Annotated in this window: 13 protein-coding genes and 1 pseudogene; 2 read left to right on the forward strand and 12 right to left on the reverse strand. The window is 46.6% G+C overall.

The annotated features are described in order from the left end of the window. Positions 1–460, forward strand: a pseudogene (locus H6A32_RS13325) (hypothetical protein); the annotation flags it as partial. A gap of 75 nt (positions 461–535) precedes the next feature. Here the strand turns inward: H6A32_RS13325 and H6A32_RS13330 are convergent. The 12 genes from H6A32_RS13330 to H6A32_RS13385 form a co-directional block, all read right to left on the reverse strand. Continuing rightward, on the reverse strand, positions 536–1,054 hold the full coding sequence (locus tag H6A32_RS13330; protein WP_243424936.1) for a signal peptidase I: 519 nt from the start codon (positions 1,052–1,054) through the stop codon (positions 536–538). 30 nt (positions 1,055–1,084) lie between these two features. Beyond that, the gene (locus H6A32_RS13335; RefSeq protein ID WP_204864574.1) at positions 1,085–2,188 is read right to left on the reverse strand and encodes a MucBP domain-containing protein; all 1,104 of its coding nucleotides are present in this window, start codon (positions 2,186–2,188) and stop codon (positions 1,085–1,087) included. Beyond that, on the reverse strand, positions 2,185–3,009 hold the full coding sequence (locus tag H6A32_RS13340; protein ID WP_204864575.1) for an LPXTG cell wall anchor domain-containing protein: 825 nt from the start codon (positions 3,007–3,009) through the stop codon (positions 2,185–2,187). The genes H6A32_RS13335 and H6A32_RS13340 overlap by 4 nt, the downstream gene beginning before the upstream one ends. A 15-nt stretch (positions 3,010–3,024) precedes the next feature. Then, on the reverse strand, positions 3,025–3,792 hold the full coding sequence (locus tag H6A32_RS13345; protein WP_087169667.1) for a hypothetical protein: 768 nt from the start codon (positions 3,790–3,792) through the stop codon (positions 3,025–3,027). Beyond that, positions 3,792–4,328, reverse strand: a complete 537-nt coding sequence (locus H6A32_RS13350; RefSeq protein ID WP_204864576.1) for a hypothetical protein — start codon at positions 4,326–4,328, stop codon at positions 3,792–3,794. Before H6A32_RS13350 ends, H6A32_RS13345 begins: the two co-directional genes overlap by 1 nt. 13 nt (positions 4,329–4,341) lie before the next feature. Then, positions 4,342–5,352, reverse strand: coding sequence for a DUF5979 domain-containing protein (locus H6A32_RS13355; protein ID WP_147422574.1), 1,011 nt, complete (start codon positions 5,350–5,352; stop codon positions 4,342–4,344). A 49-nt stretch (positions 5,353–5,401) separates the two neighbouring features. Beyond that, positions 5,402–6,283 (reverse strand): class C sortase, encoded by an 882-nt coding sequence (locus H6A32_RS13360; RefSeq protein ID WP_204864577.1) that lies wholly within the window; start codon positions 6,281–6,283, stop codon positions 5,402–5,404. A gap of 3 nt (positions 6,284–6,286) precedes the next feature. Beyond that, on the reverse strand, positions 6,287–7,183 hold the full coding sequence (locus tag H6A32_RS13365) for a class C sortase (protein ID WP_118637954.1): 897 nt from the start codon (positions 7,181–7,183) through the stop codon (positions 6,287–6,289). Positions 7,184–7,367: 184 nt separating this feature from the next. Further along, the gene (locus tag H6A32_RS13370) at positions 7,368–8,774 is read right to left on the reverse strand and encodes a SpaA isopeptide-forming pilin-related protein (protein WP_204864578.1); all 1,407 of its coding nucleotides are present in this window, start codon (positions 8,772–8,774) and stop codon (positions 7,368–7,370) included. Between the two features lie 105 nt (positions 8,775–8,879). After that, positions 8,880–15,059 (reverse strand): DUF7604 domain-containing protein, encoded by a 6,180-nt coding sequence (locus H6A32_RS13375; protein ID WP_204864579.1) that lies wholly within the window; start codon positions 15,057–15,059, stop codon positions 8,880–8,882. A gap of 100 nt (positions 15,060–15,159) precedes the next feature. Continuing rightward, positions 15,160–15,537 carry a hypothetical protein gene (locus H6A32_RS13380; protein ID WP_087169660.1) on the reverse strand — a complete coding sequence of 126 codons (378 nt, stop codon included), beginning with the start codon at positions 15,535–15,537 and terminating at the stop codon, positions 15,160–15,162. 370 nt (positions 15,538–15,907) lie between these two features. Then, the gene (locus H6A32_RS13385) at positions 15,908–16,765 is read right to left on the reverse strand and encodes a tyrosine-type recombinase/integrase (protein ID WP_204864580.1); all 858 of its coding nucleotides are present in this window, start codon (positions 16,763–16,765) and stop codon (positions 15,908–15,910) included. A gap of 394 nt (positions 16,766–17,159) precedes the next feature. Between H6A32_RS13385 and H6A32_RS13390 the strand changes: the two genes are divergently transcribed. After that, complete coding sequence (locus H6A32_RS13390) at positions 17,160–18,218, forward strand: Rpn family recombination-promoting nuclease/putative transposase (protein ID WP_204864581.1); 1,059 nt, start codon at positions 17,160–17,162, stop codon at positions 18,216–18,218. The last annotated feature ends 84 nt before the right edge of the window (positions 18,219–18,302 follow it).

An 18,302-nucleotide genomic window follows, 5' to 3' on the forward strand; every position in this document is an offset into this window, starting at 1 on the left:
CGAATTTCACGAACTCGCAGAAATTCCGGATGACTATTTGGAGAAGATCAGCCGTGACTCCCCTGAGTCTCTTTTAAAACTGATCGCCAAGATCATTGCGGCATTCCTGCATCGACTGAACATTCCGAAAGAAGAAATCGGCGACTTCACTGATCAAATCGAACGGAGGGATTTTACCATGTTGTTTGAGCATTTTGAAGCGTATGACGTGCAGACGGAGAGAGCAAAAGCCAGAGCCAAAGGAGAAGCGGAGGGGCAAGCAAGAGGTAAAGCAAGGGGTAAAGCCGATTCCATACTGCTGCTTTTATCCGATCTTGGGGCGGTTCCGGAGGCACTTCGTGAACGGATCATGGACGAAACAGATATGGAATGTCTGGATCAATGGATCCGGGGTGCTGCCAGAGCTTCCTCTGTAGAGGAATTCACAGAGAAATATCTGCCTGATTTAAAAGAAGCATAACCAAAAACAGGATGTACCTTTCATATCTCCATGAATGTACATCCTGTTTTTCTTTACGGAAACTTCCGTCCTCTTTTACGATTCTGTTTTCCTGAACATAATGCCTGCCGCCACATGCAGAAGAACCGCCGCTGCAATCATTCCTGCCGCTGCCAGTTTCCCGGTTGTCTCGGAGAGCAGTCCTGCAATCCATCCCAGATACGGAATGGAACACACGACCTTTCCTCTCAGCTGGTCATAGGACACCGGATTCGGATCTTCCTTTTCATTGGCGTCCCCTTTTGTCACAAACTCTCCCATCAGAGTCCGGTTTTCTACTACCCGGTGGGTGATCAGCGCGCCGCCTCCTCCATCGTAGGCGATTACATCTTCTGCCTGTATCTGCTCAGCTTTGGCTTTTCTTACATACACCAGGCTGCCGGTCGGAATCTCCGGCGCCATGCTGCCGCTGATGACCTCATAAACCTGAAGCCCGAAGGCCCGGGGCACTGCCGCCGGGGCTGCGGCCACAACTACCAGAATCAGCAAAACCGTACCCAGTGCACTGCAAAATGCAGCCACTGGGTGAGTTTTTCTTTTCTCTTTGTTTTTCAATCCTGTCCGTCCTTTCGCTGTCTGATCCGGTTATCTGCGGAACTTCCGTATCAGTGCAAGGATCACACAGAGTGCCGCAAGACCTGCCACACCGATTCCGATGCCGGCTGCCAGCGGAAGTCCGTCTTTTCCGGTCTCCTCCACTACGTCAGAGCCGTCCCCTGTCGGAGTCTCGTCTTCATCCAGATCTACTACGCCCTGCGGAGTCTCATCCGGATTGATGGTTTCTCCCTGGCCGTCTGCATTTTCTCCAGCTTCCTGGGTTCCCCCCTGTGCCTGCGCATCTGTTCCGGCTGTGCCTGCACCTCCGGCTACTGTTCCGGTGCCGCCCGTTGTTCCGGCTGTACCGGCCGTCCCCGTACCACCGGCAGTTCCGGCTCCTCCTGCTGTCGTTCCCGCTCCTGCACCTGCAGCTCCTGCCACACCGGCTGCCTGAGCCGGAACCTGAATCGTCTGTACCGTATTCGTACCCGGAATTACAGTCGTGATCGTCACGATGTCACCCGGTTCCGTAATGACTTCCGGAGATGCATCCTGATATACAAAGGTAAATACATTCTCCGATGCATCTGCGGACAGCGTCCTGGTCAGTGCCAGGGCCTCCGGAAGATAGTTTTCGATATAGAGATAGGCTACCACCGGCTTATCTCCTACATTTCCATAATAGGTCTGAGACGGTGCCAAAGTATTGCCGTCTTCATCTTCGTAATTGACCGTATAAGCCACCTGGTCTCCCCGGATTCCGTATGCTACCACGTAGTCGGCATCCTCGGTTACCCGGAATGCAGACGGTGCCAGACTTGCCGTGTCATTGTCCCGCGCGCTCGGACGTACGCCCTGTACATAATACCGGCTGTCATCTCCAGGCCGGACTGCTCCCTGCTGGATATCAAAGGAAACGGTATCGCCGGTCTGCAGGCCGCTGACCGTGATCCGGTCTCCGGTATTCTGGATGGAAACATTTCCCTGTCCTGCTACGGTCAGGCCTGATGCGCTTGCAAAGGTTCCCTGATTTCCCGCGTAAAAAGTCACGGTATAAGTATAATTATCCGCCGCGGATACCGGAAGGGCTGTCATCCCCAGAAGGGCTGCCGCCGCAATCAGGGACTGCATCACTTTTTTGATCTTTCTCATGACTGAAGCCCTCCTTCCCCGCTCCGGCGGTGTTTCTTGAAGTAAAGAACCGCAAATACCAGAAGAACGATTCCGCTGAACAGCATCAACGCGCTCAGAATAAGCAGCGGTGCGGTATCGCCGGTCTTCGGCGTCTGGTGCTGTGTCTCATATACTGTCGTCACGGTATTCTCGCCCCGCTCGGTTCGCTCAACGATCTGGTCCTCGCCTTTCTGAGTAATGGTCTCCGGCGCTGCCGTCTCTGCCGCGAAATTCATCTGCAGGGCTGCCAGTGTGTTCTGATAGCCGTTTCCCTGCGTCTCGCCGTCCAGAGTAACACTTAAGTTCACTTCTCCGTCCGCTCCCGGAGCCAGCTGGTCCAGATACAGGAAGTCTTCCAGAGCGTCCGTTGCCTGATGAAGTCCTTCTCCGGACTGAGATGCTCCTTCTCCTCCTACGGTGTTGCTGTCATAAAGGATGGTCTCCTCCCCTGCGTCATCTGTATAGACAAGCCGGTAGGTGTAGGCACCTCCCTCGGCTTCGCTTCCTTCTTCCAGGCTCTGCAGAATTTCATTGGAAAGATACCAGTCCATCGCCTCTTCGCCGGAATTTTTAATCGCCACCTGCAGGTCCATGGTATCTCCCGGCAGGATTCCGTAAATCTCCTCTGCCATCTCGTCGGAGCTGAAATTACTCTGCATTTCCTCCCCGTCAAACTCTACCAGCCAGTTCCGGCTTCCTGTCAGCTCTTCCGCATGGACCGGTCCCATACACCAGGCCGGAACCACAAGGGCCGCGCTGCAGGCCGATGCCAGCATCAGGCTGCACATTTTCTTTCTCATAATGTTGTACCCCCTCTATTCCAGACTGATGCCGGTCCCGTCTTCGGAAGCCGTCACATCCACGCCCCATGCACTCTTGATGGCGTCTTCCGCATTGTGGGTCTGGACTGCGTCCGCCTCTGCTTCAATCCGGAACTGATAGCCGTCATAATCATAGGACGTCTCAATCGTCTTGTATCCGTTTTCATCCTCCGTCACCGTCTCGGTTACCTTGGTCAGAACCGCAGGATCAATCCGCAGGGTATCGGACAGGTCCGGTGTACTCTCGCCCGGCGCCAGTGCTCTTGTATAATACAGCACCGTCCGCTCTGCAGTAGAGGCTGATTCATCGATCACCCAGCCGCTTCCTTCCGTCAGGTTCAGATCAATGAGATCCGGTGACAAGGTTGTATCTTTCTCTCCTTCCGGACCCGCCCAGCTCTTTTTGAGCACGACCCGGACAAAAGAATCAATAGACCCGCTGTTGCTGACGGATAACGTCTCGTCATACGCCTTTCCCGGCTGAATGGTTTCCCCTTCCTCCAGAAGACCTTCCAGCAAGGTTCCTTTCGTCTCGCTCCACCGGCTGTCCTCGGTGTAATCCCGGCTGCTGATGGCATTTCCGTTTTCCTTTAACGTCACGCCGATTCGTGATACCTGAATCCGGGCACCGTAGTTTTCACTGTAATAAGTCAGGGCTGCCCGGGTGCTTCCAACCGTACTTCCGATTAAAAGCAGGGCAGACGCGCCGATCAGTGCTGCCGGCACAATCGGGAACGTGTGCTTGTTGTTTTTCTTTTTCATTATTCAGCCACCTCCCCGTCAGCCTCGGTATAGGATGATTGTGTGGAATCCGCTACCGCATTCCAGTCAGCATACGGATTACCATTCTCATCATACAGAACCGGCGTACATTCCTGAACCACAATCACGTTAAAATCCTGAGCCAGTCCGGTGCTGTCGATCCTGATCTGCATCTCATCGGAGGACACGCCCGGCGCTACAACATCACTGTAGTAATAATAATCATCTGCTCCCGGCGTCCATTTTCCGCTTTCATCGGAAAAGCTAAGCCTTCCTTCCAACTGGCTTCCCGCAAAGACTTTCACCCGCACATAGCAGGAATAGTCTCCGGTATTCTGCACACGGATGTGCTTCGTCCAGTCGGATACTTCCTCACCCGGAATGGTGGTGGTCATGCCAAGACTTAATGTCTGGCTTCCCTCCGCTTCCGCATAGGTGGTGAAATATGCCATGGCGCTGCCTGCTGTGGCTCCTGCTGCAAGAATACAGGCCGCGGCAGCCAGACCTATGGTCTTTTTACTCCATCCTTTTCTCATCTCGTCTCCCCCTTTATTCCTCTGCCGCCGTGTTGTCACGCAGCTGGTTCCATTCCCAGGTGCCGGAGCCGCTCTGTCCGGCCTCCCGTGCGCCTTCCGCTTCCGTGTAATCAAAGTGGTTTACTACGCCGGATCCGCCGTTCAGTCCATGGTCATATGTATTGGTAAAGGAAACCTGTACCGGAGAACCGGCTGTTCCGTCCGCCAGGATTTCCACGGTCTGTGATGCTGCGCCGGTGTTCTCATAGCTGGATCCGCTGTAGACCTCGGTTACCGTTACTTCGGATCCTGCCGGAATGTCTTCCACCAGGATCTGTCTGGTGCCTGCCCGGTCAAATGCCACGGAAACCACATCACTGTACACCACTTCGTCCTCTTTTACCGCTTCCACGGAAAAGACAAAGGTCGCTCCGCCGACTGTTGCATTGTAGGATGTCAGCGTTTTCTCAATCTCCAGATCTCCCAGCCGCTCTTCCTGATCCGGTTTCAATCCGGTAGTCACATCATATACCCAGTCATCCGATCCGCCGGATCCATAGTAATTGTTTGGCAGGGACAACAGAAACGGGCTGAACGTATAAGTGTATTCCGGAGACTGTACTTCTTCTGTTTCTACCAGATACATGCCCGTTGGCAGGCCGTCCTCTGTCCCGGTTCCTCCGGTTACGGTAAGCTCTGCATCTGCTTCCGGGGTCTGCTCCTTGACAAGATCGGATGCTGCTTTCGCTTTTTCTTCCCATTCCTGAGCGGACGTGTCACTGTCCACCTCAGAAAGCTTCAGGCTTTCATAGCCCGGCAGCATCGTATAATTTCCACTTTCGCTGACTTCCGCCACCCGGTACAGCTTCACCGGAATGGATAAGCTTTTCAGTTCTTCACTGCTTCCATCCAGCTCCACCGTCACCGAACATTCCCGGCCGGTCTCAACTGCCGTCGCCGCCGTAACGTGGGAAACCAGCCCTGTCTGCCATGCCAGCGCCAGAGCCAGCATGACTGCTCCTCCCTGTCTGATTCGTTTTCTCATCTTCAATCGTTACCCTCCTCTGATCTCTTCTTGCTTCGCTCTGATCCGGTTACTCCTGCTTCTTTTCCTCTCCCTGCCGTTTCGGTTTCATCAAAAACCGCAAAATCAGAATGACAAGGAAAGTCACCGCAAGACCCAGAATCAGATACAACATATAGTAATCCTGTATGGACTGCAGCATGGATTCTGCTGCCGTAGGTTCCACATCTTCCTCCCCGTTGTACGGCACTCTCACGCCCCGGACTAACAGCCGGTGGGAATTGACGCCGTATGGAGTACAGGTAAATAAGGTTACATAGTCTTTTCCTTCTTCTGTCTGGAGGGCTGCCTCCAGTGTTTCATGGTCGTCTTTGTCTACCATATCCAGGATCTGGTCCACCTGGTATGCCAGAACTTCATCCAGCACATGGATGTAAAATTTATCTCCCTCCTGTAACTGATCCACGTCAGTAAAGAGCCTTGCACTTGGCAGTCCCCGGTGGGCCGCCAGCACGCTGTGGGTGCTCTCCCCTCCGATCGGAAGGGCCGTCCCGTCCAGATGGCCGATGCCCGTCTGCAGGACCTCGTCGGAAGTACCGTGATAAATTGACAGTTTCACATCAATTTTCGGGATAGAGAGATATCCCATCACTCCGTCTCCCGCGATATTCAACACCTGCCAGTAGGAAGTATTTTCCGCTTCCTTTCCGTCTTCCCCGAACACATCTCCGTAGATATTATTCTGAGGAATCGTGGCGTTGAAGCTTCGGGCTGCCTCCCATTCTCTTGTAAAATCTTCCGGCTCCATCTCTTCCACCGTATCTTCATAGGAAGAAATAAGACGGTTCTGCCGGTAGGTATTCCACTGGTCCGCCACCGTAGGGTAGACCAGAATGCCAAAGCCAATGAGGAACATCAGGCCGAACAGGATGCCGGGAATCTTTTTCTTCATCCTCTAGTCCCTCCCCTGATGTCTTTTCCTGCTGCTTTTCTTTCCCTGTCTCTTCCGTTCCCGGTAGGAAAGGTATCCGATAAAGGCAGCCGTTACAGCAAGCCCCGCAGCTACCCAGAGCAGGTAATTGGTATGAAGACTGGTTCCGAACAGGGCGTTTGCCTGTTCCTCTTCTACCTCTTCCGGCACATACGGCACACGGTGTCCCCGCACCAGAAGACGGTCACTGTTGACCCCGTACGGGGTACAGGTGAGCAGTGTCACCAGATCTTCTCCTTCTTCTACCGCAAGGCTTTCAGTTTCCTTCGGCTCCACCACCAGGATCTGATCCACCTCATAGCAGAGGGTGTCATCCAGTACATGGATCAGGAAATGATCTCCTTCCTCCAGCTGGTCCAGATCGGTGAACAGGGATGCACTCGGCAGTCCCCGGTGAGCCGAAATCACGGCGTGGGTGCTCTCCCCGCCGACCGGAAGAGAACTTCCCTCCAGATGGCCCGCGGCTTTTTCCAGTACTTCCTCCGATGTGGTGTGGTAGATCGGAAGATTCACATCGATCTTCGGGATCTCCACCATTCCCATCATGCCGTCCCCTGTAATATTCAGACAGGACATGTATTCCTCGTCCGGTTCATCGGACGCTTCCGCTACCGCAAAAGAATCCGGAAGGATGGATGGAAGCAGTGCTTCATTGTAAGCCTGCGCTTTCGCCCACTCAGCATCGTAGTCAATCTCTCCGGCCTCCTCTTTCCGGGCGACCGTGTCCTCATAACTGCTGATGAGCCTCTGCTGCCGGTAATTGTTCCACTGGTTTGCCACAAAAGGATACAGCAGCAAGGACAGACCAGCTAAAAATAACAGAATCATTGCAATCGTCAAAATCAGTCGTTTTCGTTTCATCCGGACTCTCCTTGTTGTTGTAGTTTGTTATCATTTGAGTTCTTCTTTATATAGAAGAAAGAATGTATCCGGCAGGGCCGCCGGGGCGGGATGAAATTCCCCGCTCCCGGGCTTCTGCCGTATGTAGTGAAGTTTTAGATGTTTGATTTCCCTGCTACTAGCAGTCAGGAATCAAAACTGAAATTTAGTTTTCACCGTGTTTTCTGCGGCTTGCGAAGTACAGGCCAGCAGCAGCGATCATGATGACACATCCGCCGATGGTGAAGATTGTTGTACCGATACCACCAGTTCCTGGAAGCTCAGCGAGTTTGGTGTCAAGGAAGTTTCCTACATAATCTTCATTTGTTCCTTCGGTTATAGTTACAGTCAAGCCAGCATCATTGATAGAATATCCATCCGGTGCTACAACCTCTTCAAAGTGATAGTTACCTTCATCTAAACCAACAATTTTTAAAACACCACTTTCATTGACTGTTACACGCGGATTTCCTGTCTCATCTGATAATATTGGTCTATAAGCATCTAACTCCGCATCATAGATAAGGCTCATTGGAGTACCTTTATCATCAGCATCCCAAGTTCCATCTCCCAGGTCATAAACTTGGAATACTGCTCCTGCTAATGTTTTGCCTGTATTTTCTGCGTCTACCTTTGTAATCTGAATACTTCCCGTATCCCCCTTTACATTACCTGGTGTATAATCTGTTGTATCAGAAGTAGCAGTAGCATTATTATTGTACTCGACATCTGTTACAACTGCATTATAAGTAATTACAATAGACTCACCACCAGTATAGCTACGCAATACATTTGCAAAATCTACTGTCAGAACACCTGTCAATGTATCTACAGCTATAGTAACTCTTGATGTCACATTGTCATTTCCCACCATAACTTTTACTGAAGTTTGATCAATCTGTAAGCCAGTCGGTTCATCAGTAATTTTAAATTGGGTTAATTCCTCTCCCTGTGTATTCTCTTGCATTGGGAAAGTGGCATTAATTGTATATCCTACTGTTGATCCAATCTGTGCAAAGTCATCAGTCTGGCTCTTTGTGATAGTATGGTTTTCAGACTTGGCATAAGCCGTGACATCTTCCGCAACCGGTCTTCCATCTTCACCTGGTGTTGATGTTCTGTCATAGTTATTTGTAACAAACAACGGTAAATAATCTGCATTGGTATCACTTGGAATAATGACATAACCACCAATTTGAACATTCTCAAATGTGTAGGAAGTTTCACGAACATCCTCTACACTAAGTGTAGCAGCGTTTCCCTCTGCTGCGGTCTTTAAAGCGGCCTCTTCACCCTCGTCAATTGTATACTCAGTTTTGTCTGCACTTAATGTGACATGATCTTTTGCCCAATTTTCAATTTCCCAAGTATACTCGTTTGTATCCTGATCGAACATTAAAGTAGCAAAACGGTACATTTTAATGTCCGTATCTACATCTGGCGACAAACCTGCGATTGTAATCTTGCTTGTGATGTCTCTAACCTCTGCCGATGCTGCAAATGCTGTCAAGGATAATCCCATAACCATAGCCAGTGTCATTAACAAGGCCATTACTTTTCTTAATTTCCTCATAATTCTCTCCTTTTCTTTCATTCTTTTTGTTACTTGTCAGCATACCCTCTAAGTTCTGCTGCCTTCTTCCGTCGTTCGGGATATGCTACTCCGTTATTTATACTCCTATTTTTTCAGCACCTCCCCCTTTTTAAGCTTATATAAAATCAACGTTCCCGCCATTAAGAGCAGTACTCCGCCGATTGTATACCCGAAGGTGCCTGGGCCGCCCGCTTCTGGGAGTTCATAGAGTTTTTCATTTTTTATAGTGATTACAACTCCACTTTCTGCACTTCTTGTTAATTGTGCATATCCATTAGCATCTGGATCAGCATAAGTTATCTCAGTTAGAAGTCCATTGCTAAATTGTAACGTCCACGCCTGACTCAGTCTCTGATATCCAGATGGTGCTTTGGTTTCATACAGTTTATACTCTCCATTTAAAGCATCAAGTTCTACTCCCGCTTCAGCCGTCCATGTCACCTGACCGTCAGTTCCAGAAGTACCCTTTGCGATCAGTCTTTCTTCTGAATCAACTGATTGCTTTAATTCAAACTCCGCTCCATCAAGTCCGCTAGGTGTAGTTGAACTATCTTCTGGGCTATCTGTCTTCTTCAGGCTCCACTTCAATGTATTCGTGATAGTATAAGTGTCTCCACTCTGACTTACATTTGAGTTATATCCATCTGGTACCTCTTTTTCCACGACACGATATTCATACTGAACTGGAAGTCCGGAAATCTTTCTAGCCCAATTTCTACTTTCATTTCCATCATCATTGTAAATCCGGTCTTCCTCTAATAAATTATATGTTCCATAAATTTTCCATTCGTCACTGCTCATTTCCCTGTACTGCAATTCGAACTGAATACCTGTCGGGCGATCCTGAACCTTTCCATCGTGCCAATCTTTCTGAACGATAATGGATTTCGAATTAAGTCGATTAACAAATGAGATTGTTGTTCCTGTTGGAGATGATTCTATTGATTCATCTACTTTCGTATAATAGTTTCCTGCCAAATATTCCTCTGCGCTAAATGTTGTATCTTTCTTCTTTAAAATAGTAAGCGTTTTCTGCCACCCTTCGTCTTTTGATAGATTTACATCATAGCGGCCATTTTTCCCATCGTTTACTACTATAGAAAGATCATCTGGTCGTAGACCAGATAAATTATCATTATCTTCCCACGTTTTATTAACCGTCAGTTTTTCTGTCTGAAGTACATTGGCGATATAATAATTTTCATCTGCACAATTTGAGTCATATGTGTTTGTAATCGTGGCAATCGTTTTATCTGTATCCTCAAAGTCATACCGAATACTGCTGCTATATCCTGCCGGTGTATTTACTTCCCGCACAGCATAGGTATATGTCTCCTGATTTCCGCCTTCTGAACTTTCCTTAGGAAGATCCTCCCAGGTAACTTTCCAATCACTACTTTCTGTTAATGTGGCTTGCTTATATTCCACCGCATCACCATTATTTTTACTCCGGTAAAGTACCACTTCTACATCCGATTTCGGTCCATCACCTTCCCACACTTTTTGTACCGTAATTGTTTGTGTCGTCAGCTTTGAATAGTTATTAATTACTGTTGCGGAAGTACCATCTGCCGAAATCTGATACGACGGAGTGTAATTTTCAAATACTGAAGTTTCTGTTACAGATGCAATTCTCCGTGTTACAGGAACATTTGTTTTAACAAATGTATAATTATCCTCTGCCGTCAGGATAATTTCTTCCTTTGTTCCATCTGTATAAGTTACTTGAAGCCTTACATTTCCAGTTTGCTTCTCTATAGTATTTGGTTGATTCCATTCTTTGCTAAATGTCAAGCTGTGTGTTGTAACCTGCACAACTGGATCCGGGTATGCTGCATTGCCCGGTTCACCATTTACCGTATATGTAACTTTTGCGCTATCGTTAGAATAAAATCCTTCTTTTCCGGCACTGGTTTCGCCTGTTCCAGCATCTCCCTTATGCGGATATCCCGTTTTAGCAAACTCTTCATTAGCCGTCTCATTTGGTTTTACACGGAAGCTGACCGTATAAGTCGCGCCATTATCTAACGAGTTGTCTCCACTTACAAGTTTTACTGTAATTTTCTTTCCATCAATAGTTGCTTCATATTGCGAACCTGACAATACTGTTTCCTGGCCGTTTGCACTTCGCTTTGTTACAGTCACGTTTTCATCAACGAAATCTACATACTCACTCAATGTATCTGTGATGACAACATTTTTATAAGAAGGAATGACAGTTGTCAAAATTTCTTCCAATGCTGTGGATAACGCTGTACCATCTTTCAATGTTGCACCTGTTCTAGAAGCAAATTTCTGCATTCCGTCTTTTGTTCCATCTGTCAAATAAACAGAGTAAATCTGAGCAGCTTTTAAGGACTGTGAGCCGTTTACTGCCGCAATGGCTTCAGTATAGTATTCATCTCTTGTTGCATTTCCACGTCCATATTCGCGTCCATCCTCATCAATCGAATATGTCGGTTCTCCATCAGATAAGAAGATCACTACTTTTTCGTTGCTGTTGTCTGAACGTTGTGCCAACATACTGGAAGTCCTCTGCATCGCATAGGTCCAGTTAGTTCCTCCAGTTGCCCGCAACCTATTAATTGCGCTTTTCAGATTCTGAGCAGTTCCATCGCTATACCAGCCACTTGTTTCTGTACCACTTTTGTCTGAAAATGCTACATATGCCACTGAGTTTACATTTCCTTCATCTTCAAAGATCTGGTCAATAATGCCATTATCTTTTGTCAGCAAACTCTTAACCTCAGCCAGTAAACCTCCACCATACCAACTGCCTGCCATACTTCCAGATGTATCGATTACAAATAGAACATCGACTCCCGAAGCTTCTCCTTGAGCTCCTGTCACATCCAAATTCAGAGTATAATCACCAGTGCTTTCGTTATATTCGATATATTTGTTATGCGCCGGTGTTCCCAATGCACTTTCCTCATCAGCCGCTTTCGAAGAAGCATCTGCTTTCTGTGCCTCCTTTACAGCAGCTTTCTTGGACTGATCACTCTGCGAACTGTTTTGATTGAGAGTTTTCGGCTGAGTAATACCCTCATCATTAAATTGATTTGTATACTCTCTTCCGTCTCCTTCACGCACTTCGGTTGCTTCATATACATAATCGCTGTTTATCGTACCTTCTTCTACGGTGTAGTCAATCTTCACCTTGACTCCATCTTTTTCATAATAAACAGGTACATCCCACGATGCCTTCCATTCACTACCTGCACTGATTGTTTTTGTAAGTGCTACTCCACCTAAATCCGCACTGGTGAGTTCTTTTGTTGTCAATACTCCGCCTTCATCTACGGTAATTGTTGGTTTTAATGTTACCTGAAGATTCTCAGGTCTAGTACCATATTTATTAGTAGCGTCATCCCATTTCTTAGTAAAAGAAACCGTTTTATTTTCTGAACGTTCATAGGTATTTGAGAATGTAACATAAGCGATTGTTTTTCCTTGAAGGTTAAAACTTGATCCATCACTTTCCACCGGTGTCTCGTCACCAATCGTCACTGTTGTCTTCGCACTACTTGTCATTTGGTAACCATTCAGATCGGCTTTTTGCTCTTCTATGGTAACCGCATATGTTTTACCTGTATCAATCTTGCGTTCTGTAATCGAAAAGAAGATATGCCCTTCCGGAGTGCTGGTCATATTCTCTCCTTGAATCACAGGCCCCACACCAAATAGTTCATTAATTTCAGTGTCACTTAATTCTCTATCTCCTTCTTTCACTGAAATCACAAATTGAATATTCGCCTTTACTTCTTCAATACCAGTAGTATCGAGTCCATCAAACTCTTTTCTGATTTCCAGAGAAAATTCATCGTCTGCAACCGGAGGCAGTTCCTGCGAAAACCATACATCATCAAGGAAATTTCCTATTGTATTTCCATTTGACTGGCCAGCTCTTTCTGCTGCTGTGCTTCCAGCCATGAAAAAGAAACGTGTCATACTTGATTGCGGTGTATATTGTTCTGTGACAATGTTATGCCAGTCTTGGTCATCGCTGGTAATTCTTACAACCAGGATACCATCCTGATCATAAACAATCTGATTCTCTTCATTTTCCCTATTATATCCATCAATATCTATGTCCAAACGCCTTAACTCATTTTCTAACTCACTCTGAGTATTTAAATCCTGACTGTCTTTCGTAGGCATAATAACGAGAAACATCGTATCATATTCCGCTCTATTATTATTAGTTCCACGTGCTCTATGACTTAAAGAGTAATTCAGTACTGTTCCCGGAATTGTAAGCACATCCTGATACAAAGCACCTGCTGTTTCACAGTTCAATTCCGCAAACTGAACGCCATCAGCTGCCTTGGGATCTTGTCCCCGTTTCCATGCATAATATTCAGATAATCCATCTGTTCCATCCCGATCAATGATTTCTCCAGCACCGAGAATTTCTATATCCTTCCCCCTATTCGTTCCTGTTGTCTGCCAGATTCCTTCTTCTTTATATTTTTCATTGGAGACTTGGGTCATGGTTACCGGCGTTCGACCACCAGTATAGGTGTTGTTTTTTCGATATTCTGGATTTTCAAAACTTCCATTCTGTAGTTCATCATAATATGGAACCTGAAACGGAGCTGATTGAATCTTTGTTCCGCCCTCTAATGTTACTTCTACGTAATACCATTTACGTGCTCCTTCATCATAAGCCGGATACAATGCATCACCATTATCTGAAAGATTAGATGCTCCATTTTGATAATTTACCCTTTCAACAAGTGCAAATTCACCATTTCTTGAATCACTTTTGTACCACTGGTAACTTGTAATCTTTTGCGTTCCTGTATAGTTAGCATCCAGAGTTCCATTTTCAATAATATTATTTTCTATAGACAACTCGGACGGGGTATAATCATATACAAAATAGATGTCGCCGCTTGTGTTGTTTTGTTCAAACCTTCCCCTATAATATAACCAATCTGTAAATTCTGTCTGCTCTGTGCTTTCAAGGTATTTGATATAATAATATGTCTGCTGCCCCCAAATACCGTGTCCGCCTTCGCTAGATGTTTGTATCTTTGTAATAGCATCTTCGTTTTGTCTATCCACTCGTGCTTCGCGATACGTATAGCCATCAATCTGATCGGCATACTCTTTCAGATCATATTCTCTATGATTCTCTAACTCGATCCCTGCACTATTACTTGGCTTATGAACATTTTCGGGAATGTCTCTAATACTGCCATTCTCATCAATATAAACATAGTGAGCTGTTATGTTAAATACAGTATTCCAAGCCACCTCCCAAGTGATTGTAAACGTTGAAAAACTGTTTGATACAAGCTCTATTTTTTTAGCTTCCGCTTTCTCTGTCGTCTTCACCGTAGCTTTCTCATCCATATTTTCTACGACTACGCCATCATCGGCTGTCGGATCTTCTTTCAGATGTTTTACTGCTACGTCGGTATCCTCAGAGACACCTTCCGGTACAGCTGCTTTTTTAAAGTCGATGACTACTTTCACATCACCGCTTGGCTCTACTTCTTTGCCATCCACAAGAAAGCTGATATCGTAAGCCAGGAAACCTTCCATGATTTCCTTATTCTTATCGCTGTCTTCGCTCAGTTTCTTTTCTGTCAGATCATACTGAGCATTGATTTTCTTTGCCTCAGCTTTTTCCTCTTCGGACATCTGATCAGTGATTTCTTTCTTCACAATCGGAGTAACAGAAAGTTCTGCGCCTTCTGGTACGATTCCTTCATCTGCCGTAACTTTTACAGTGACTTCACTATTTTCATAAGTCTCATTAAATGCAGGAGAAACACCTGCCTCTTCCTTCGTTTCCTGAGTTTCCTCTGTCGGTGTTGTTGTTTCAGTCTCTTCCGGCTGTGTCTCTACTGCCTCATTCTGTGTTTCTGTCCCGGAAGTTTCCGCAGATGTAGTCTGATCCTGCGTATTCTGTGCAGTCTGATCTGTCTCTGTCTGTGTTGTCTCTCCGCCGGAAGCTTCCTCTGTCGGCTGAGCGGCTGTCGTTTCTTCCGGCTGTGTCTGCGCTGCTTCTTCGGTCTGCTTCGTTTCTGTCTGGGTCTCGGTCTCCGTTTGGGTTTGTGTTTCCGTTTCCGCAGTCTGCGCATCCGTCGAAGTGCTTTTCGTCTCCTGTGCCGTCGTCTGGGCTGCTGTTGTCTCTTCCACTGCAGGTACTGTTCCTGCATCTGCTTCCGCAAGTGTGGACATTCCCGTGCTCAGCATCAAAACCATGCAAAGCACGCTTGCTATGACTCTCTTCCTTCTTTTACTTTTCATGGTCTCCTCCTTTAGCTTCCGCTTTCTTTTCTATTGCCTGATCCATCAGTTTCAATTTCCTTCCCCCTTCTTTTCTTTCTTAATCGAAACAAATCTCCCTTCAGTCAAGCAAAATACTGCAGGCACGCATTTGTTCCACCATATTCTGTAATTCCTGCCATTTCTTCCTGTCCCCGGAGTCCAGGCACTCATGATCCCCGATCCAGAGCCAGGGATAATGCCGGACAATTTCCATCAGCAGTTCCCCCGCCGTGGCGCCCATCCGGTTCGTCTGGATTTCGCACCGTGTACCGTAAATCGTGCCGAGGAAAAAGCGTCCTTCCGTATCAGACGTAACCTCTTCCACGGGAAGCCGGGTCCGGATTGTGCCGTCCTTCCCGCTCTGCTCAATACAGGCCAGCAGGATCCGGTCTTCATCCAGGCTGTCGGACTTTCCTTCCTCCGTTACAAACAGAATTCCATGGTTTATAAATTTCATCCTCTGGGGTGAGATTATGATGTCTCCCCGTTTCAGGCTACTGCATCTATTTTCCATATCTTTCCTCTGCCTCATTCCATAGAACGCAAACAACCACATAATATCAATTATGTGGTACATGGCTTTTCCTTAATTAAAAAGTGAAGTCCTGTTTTTCGGTGTCCCGTCGATTTTTCAAATGATATGTAAAAGGCGGGTGTTATTTTGATGCATAAAATTGTGAAATCTTCCGTCACTGCATTGACGCAGTCTATTTTTTGCTATAAAATAGGGTAGAAAACTAAAAACTGGTGACTAGATGAGATAGGCCGACTTTGTATTACCACATAATTGATATTATGTGGTGTTTTTTATTTTCCCCTTTTCCCTCTTAAATCTGCAAGACGGTCATGCGATCGAGCTGTCTTTGATAGAGTTCTCCTGTATTGGAGGTATAGATTCTTGTCACGTTCAGGCTGCTGTGTCCGAGGACATCCGCAAGTCCTGTAAGGTCTTTGGTTGTCTGATAGTAGACTCTTGCAAACAGGTGGCGGAGATTGTGCGGAAAGATTTTCTCGCCGCTGACTCCCGCCTTTTCTTTCAACGCTTTCATCTCGCTCCAGAGATTGCTCCTGTCTTTTGGCTTTCCGTTTTTCGTCACGAAAATACAGCCTGACCGGATTTTCCGCGCTGCCGCATATATCAGCAGTTTTTTACGGATGCTTCCCGTCAGGAAGATTCTCCGGTATTTTCCTTTGTTGTGTACCTCGATTCTGCCCTTTTTCACCTGTTCCACCGTAAAATATTTCAGTTCGCTGACCCGGATTCCGGTGACAGCGATCGTTTCGATGCACAGGGCAAGCTGTGCCTTCCCCTCCGCCCTCGCTGTCTGCACCAGGCGTTCGTACTCTTTCCGGGTCAACTCTTTCTCCTCCTGCAAAAACAGGTTCTTCTGTGTTTTTACGCGCCGGATTTTAAGCTCGCAGTATCCGCAGAATATCAAAAACTGATTCAGAGCCGCCAGCATGGAATTCACGCTGTTTACCGCATAATGCTCGAGAAGCCATTCTTTATAAGAAAGAAGACGCGGCTTGTCCACTTCCTGATCTCCTCCAAGAAACGAAAAAAAGCACTTCAGATCCGTGATATATTTCCGGATTGTCGCCTCTGCATTTTCTCTTTCATACAGATACATCTCAAACTCCCTGATTTCTGTCCCCTGCATCTTCAATGTCACTTTTTCCTTCATACTGATTCCTCCTTGAACCTACTGTTCCCCATCTTTTACCCTTCTATTAAATAAAGATGGTTTGAACTTGAAAAAAGGTTCACCTTTTCGTTGATTCTGCCTTATTTTTTTGTCATAACTATCGGAATATGCTATGAATAGACGTTTTCTCCTTGCTTTTTCCCCTCTTCCGGGTATATACTGTTCCTGATCAAATCAGGACAGTTATTCTTTTTGTCCTTTGGTTTCCGGCCGTTCGGCCACATTTTTCAATGATTCATTTTTACAGACGGGAACAGGGAAAACAGATATAGAAAGGACTTGCTGTTTATTGTATTTCACTTCATTCACTGGTACAATAAAATTAATTTCAACGTCTGTCTGTTTGTCTTTGCTCCCTTCGGAAAGGAGATTTATGACCAGCAGGCAAACAGATCAACCAAACAAAACTACCAGTCAAAACAGAAAATTCAAAGACAGCAGCGCCAAACTCATCTTCGGCGATCCCATTCTCTGTGCTCAGTTTCTTCGGGGATATACGGATATCGAACTTTTAAAAGATGTCCAGCCGGAAGATATTGAAGATGTCACAAACCGCTTCATCCCCGTGTGGCAGGAAGAACGGGATTCCGATACGGTCAAGAAGATTCATCTGAAAAATCAGGGAGAAATGGACACTCTTTATCTGATCACGCTGATCGAGCATCAGACCAAGGTGGACTATGATATGTCTTTCCGGATTCTTCGGTATATCGTCCTGATCCTGACAGATTATGCCGCAGAAGCGGAAAAGAAACAGCCCGGATGCACAGCTTTAAAAGGATTCCGATATCCTCCGGTTCTTCCGATTGTCTTTTATGATGGGGAGCAGAACTGGACAGCCGCCAAAAACTTTCAGGAGCGTACCGCACTTTCCGATCTTCTGGGAGAATATATTCCGAATTTTCAGTATCTGGTTGTACCGCTCTCCCGCTATTCTAATCAGGAACTTATTGAAAAAGAGGATGAACTGTCTTTGATCATGCTGATTGACAAACTAAGAAGTGCCGCCGATTTTCACGAACTGAAAGAAATTCCGGACGACTACTTTGAAAATATCAGCCGGGACTCTCCACAGACTCTCCTGAAGCTGATTTCAAAGATCGTTGCCGCCTTTTTGCACCGCCTGAATATCCCGAAAGATGAGATCGGCACTTTCACAGATCAGATTGAACGGAGGGATTTTAAAATGTTTTTTGATCACTTTGAATACTATGACGTGCAGGCAACCAGACGGGAAAGTAAAGCAGAGGGGAAAGCGGAAGATGTACTCTCTATTTTAGAAGATCTTGGCCGTGTGCCTGACAATTTACGCACACGAATTCTGGAAGAGCAGGATCTGGATCTTCTTACGACCTGGGTCAAGGGATCTGCCAGAGCAGCCTCCGTGGAGGAATTTATCATGAAATATCTGCCGGAGTTAAAGGAATCATAATAATTGCTCTCAGATCTGGATGTGTAAACCCCGGGAAGAGTTCCTGTCACGGTCTCTTCCCGGGGTATTTTGGGCAATGACAAG

The sequence above is a fragment of the Drancourtella massiliensis genome, from assembly GCF_016900655.1.
GTDB classification, from domain to species: Bacteria; Bacillota; Clostridia; order Lachnospirales; family Lachnospiraceae; genus Sellimonas; species Sellimonas catena.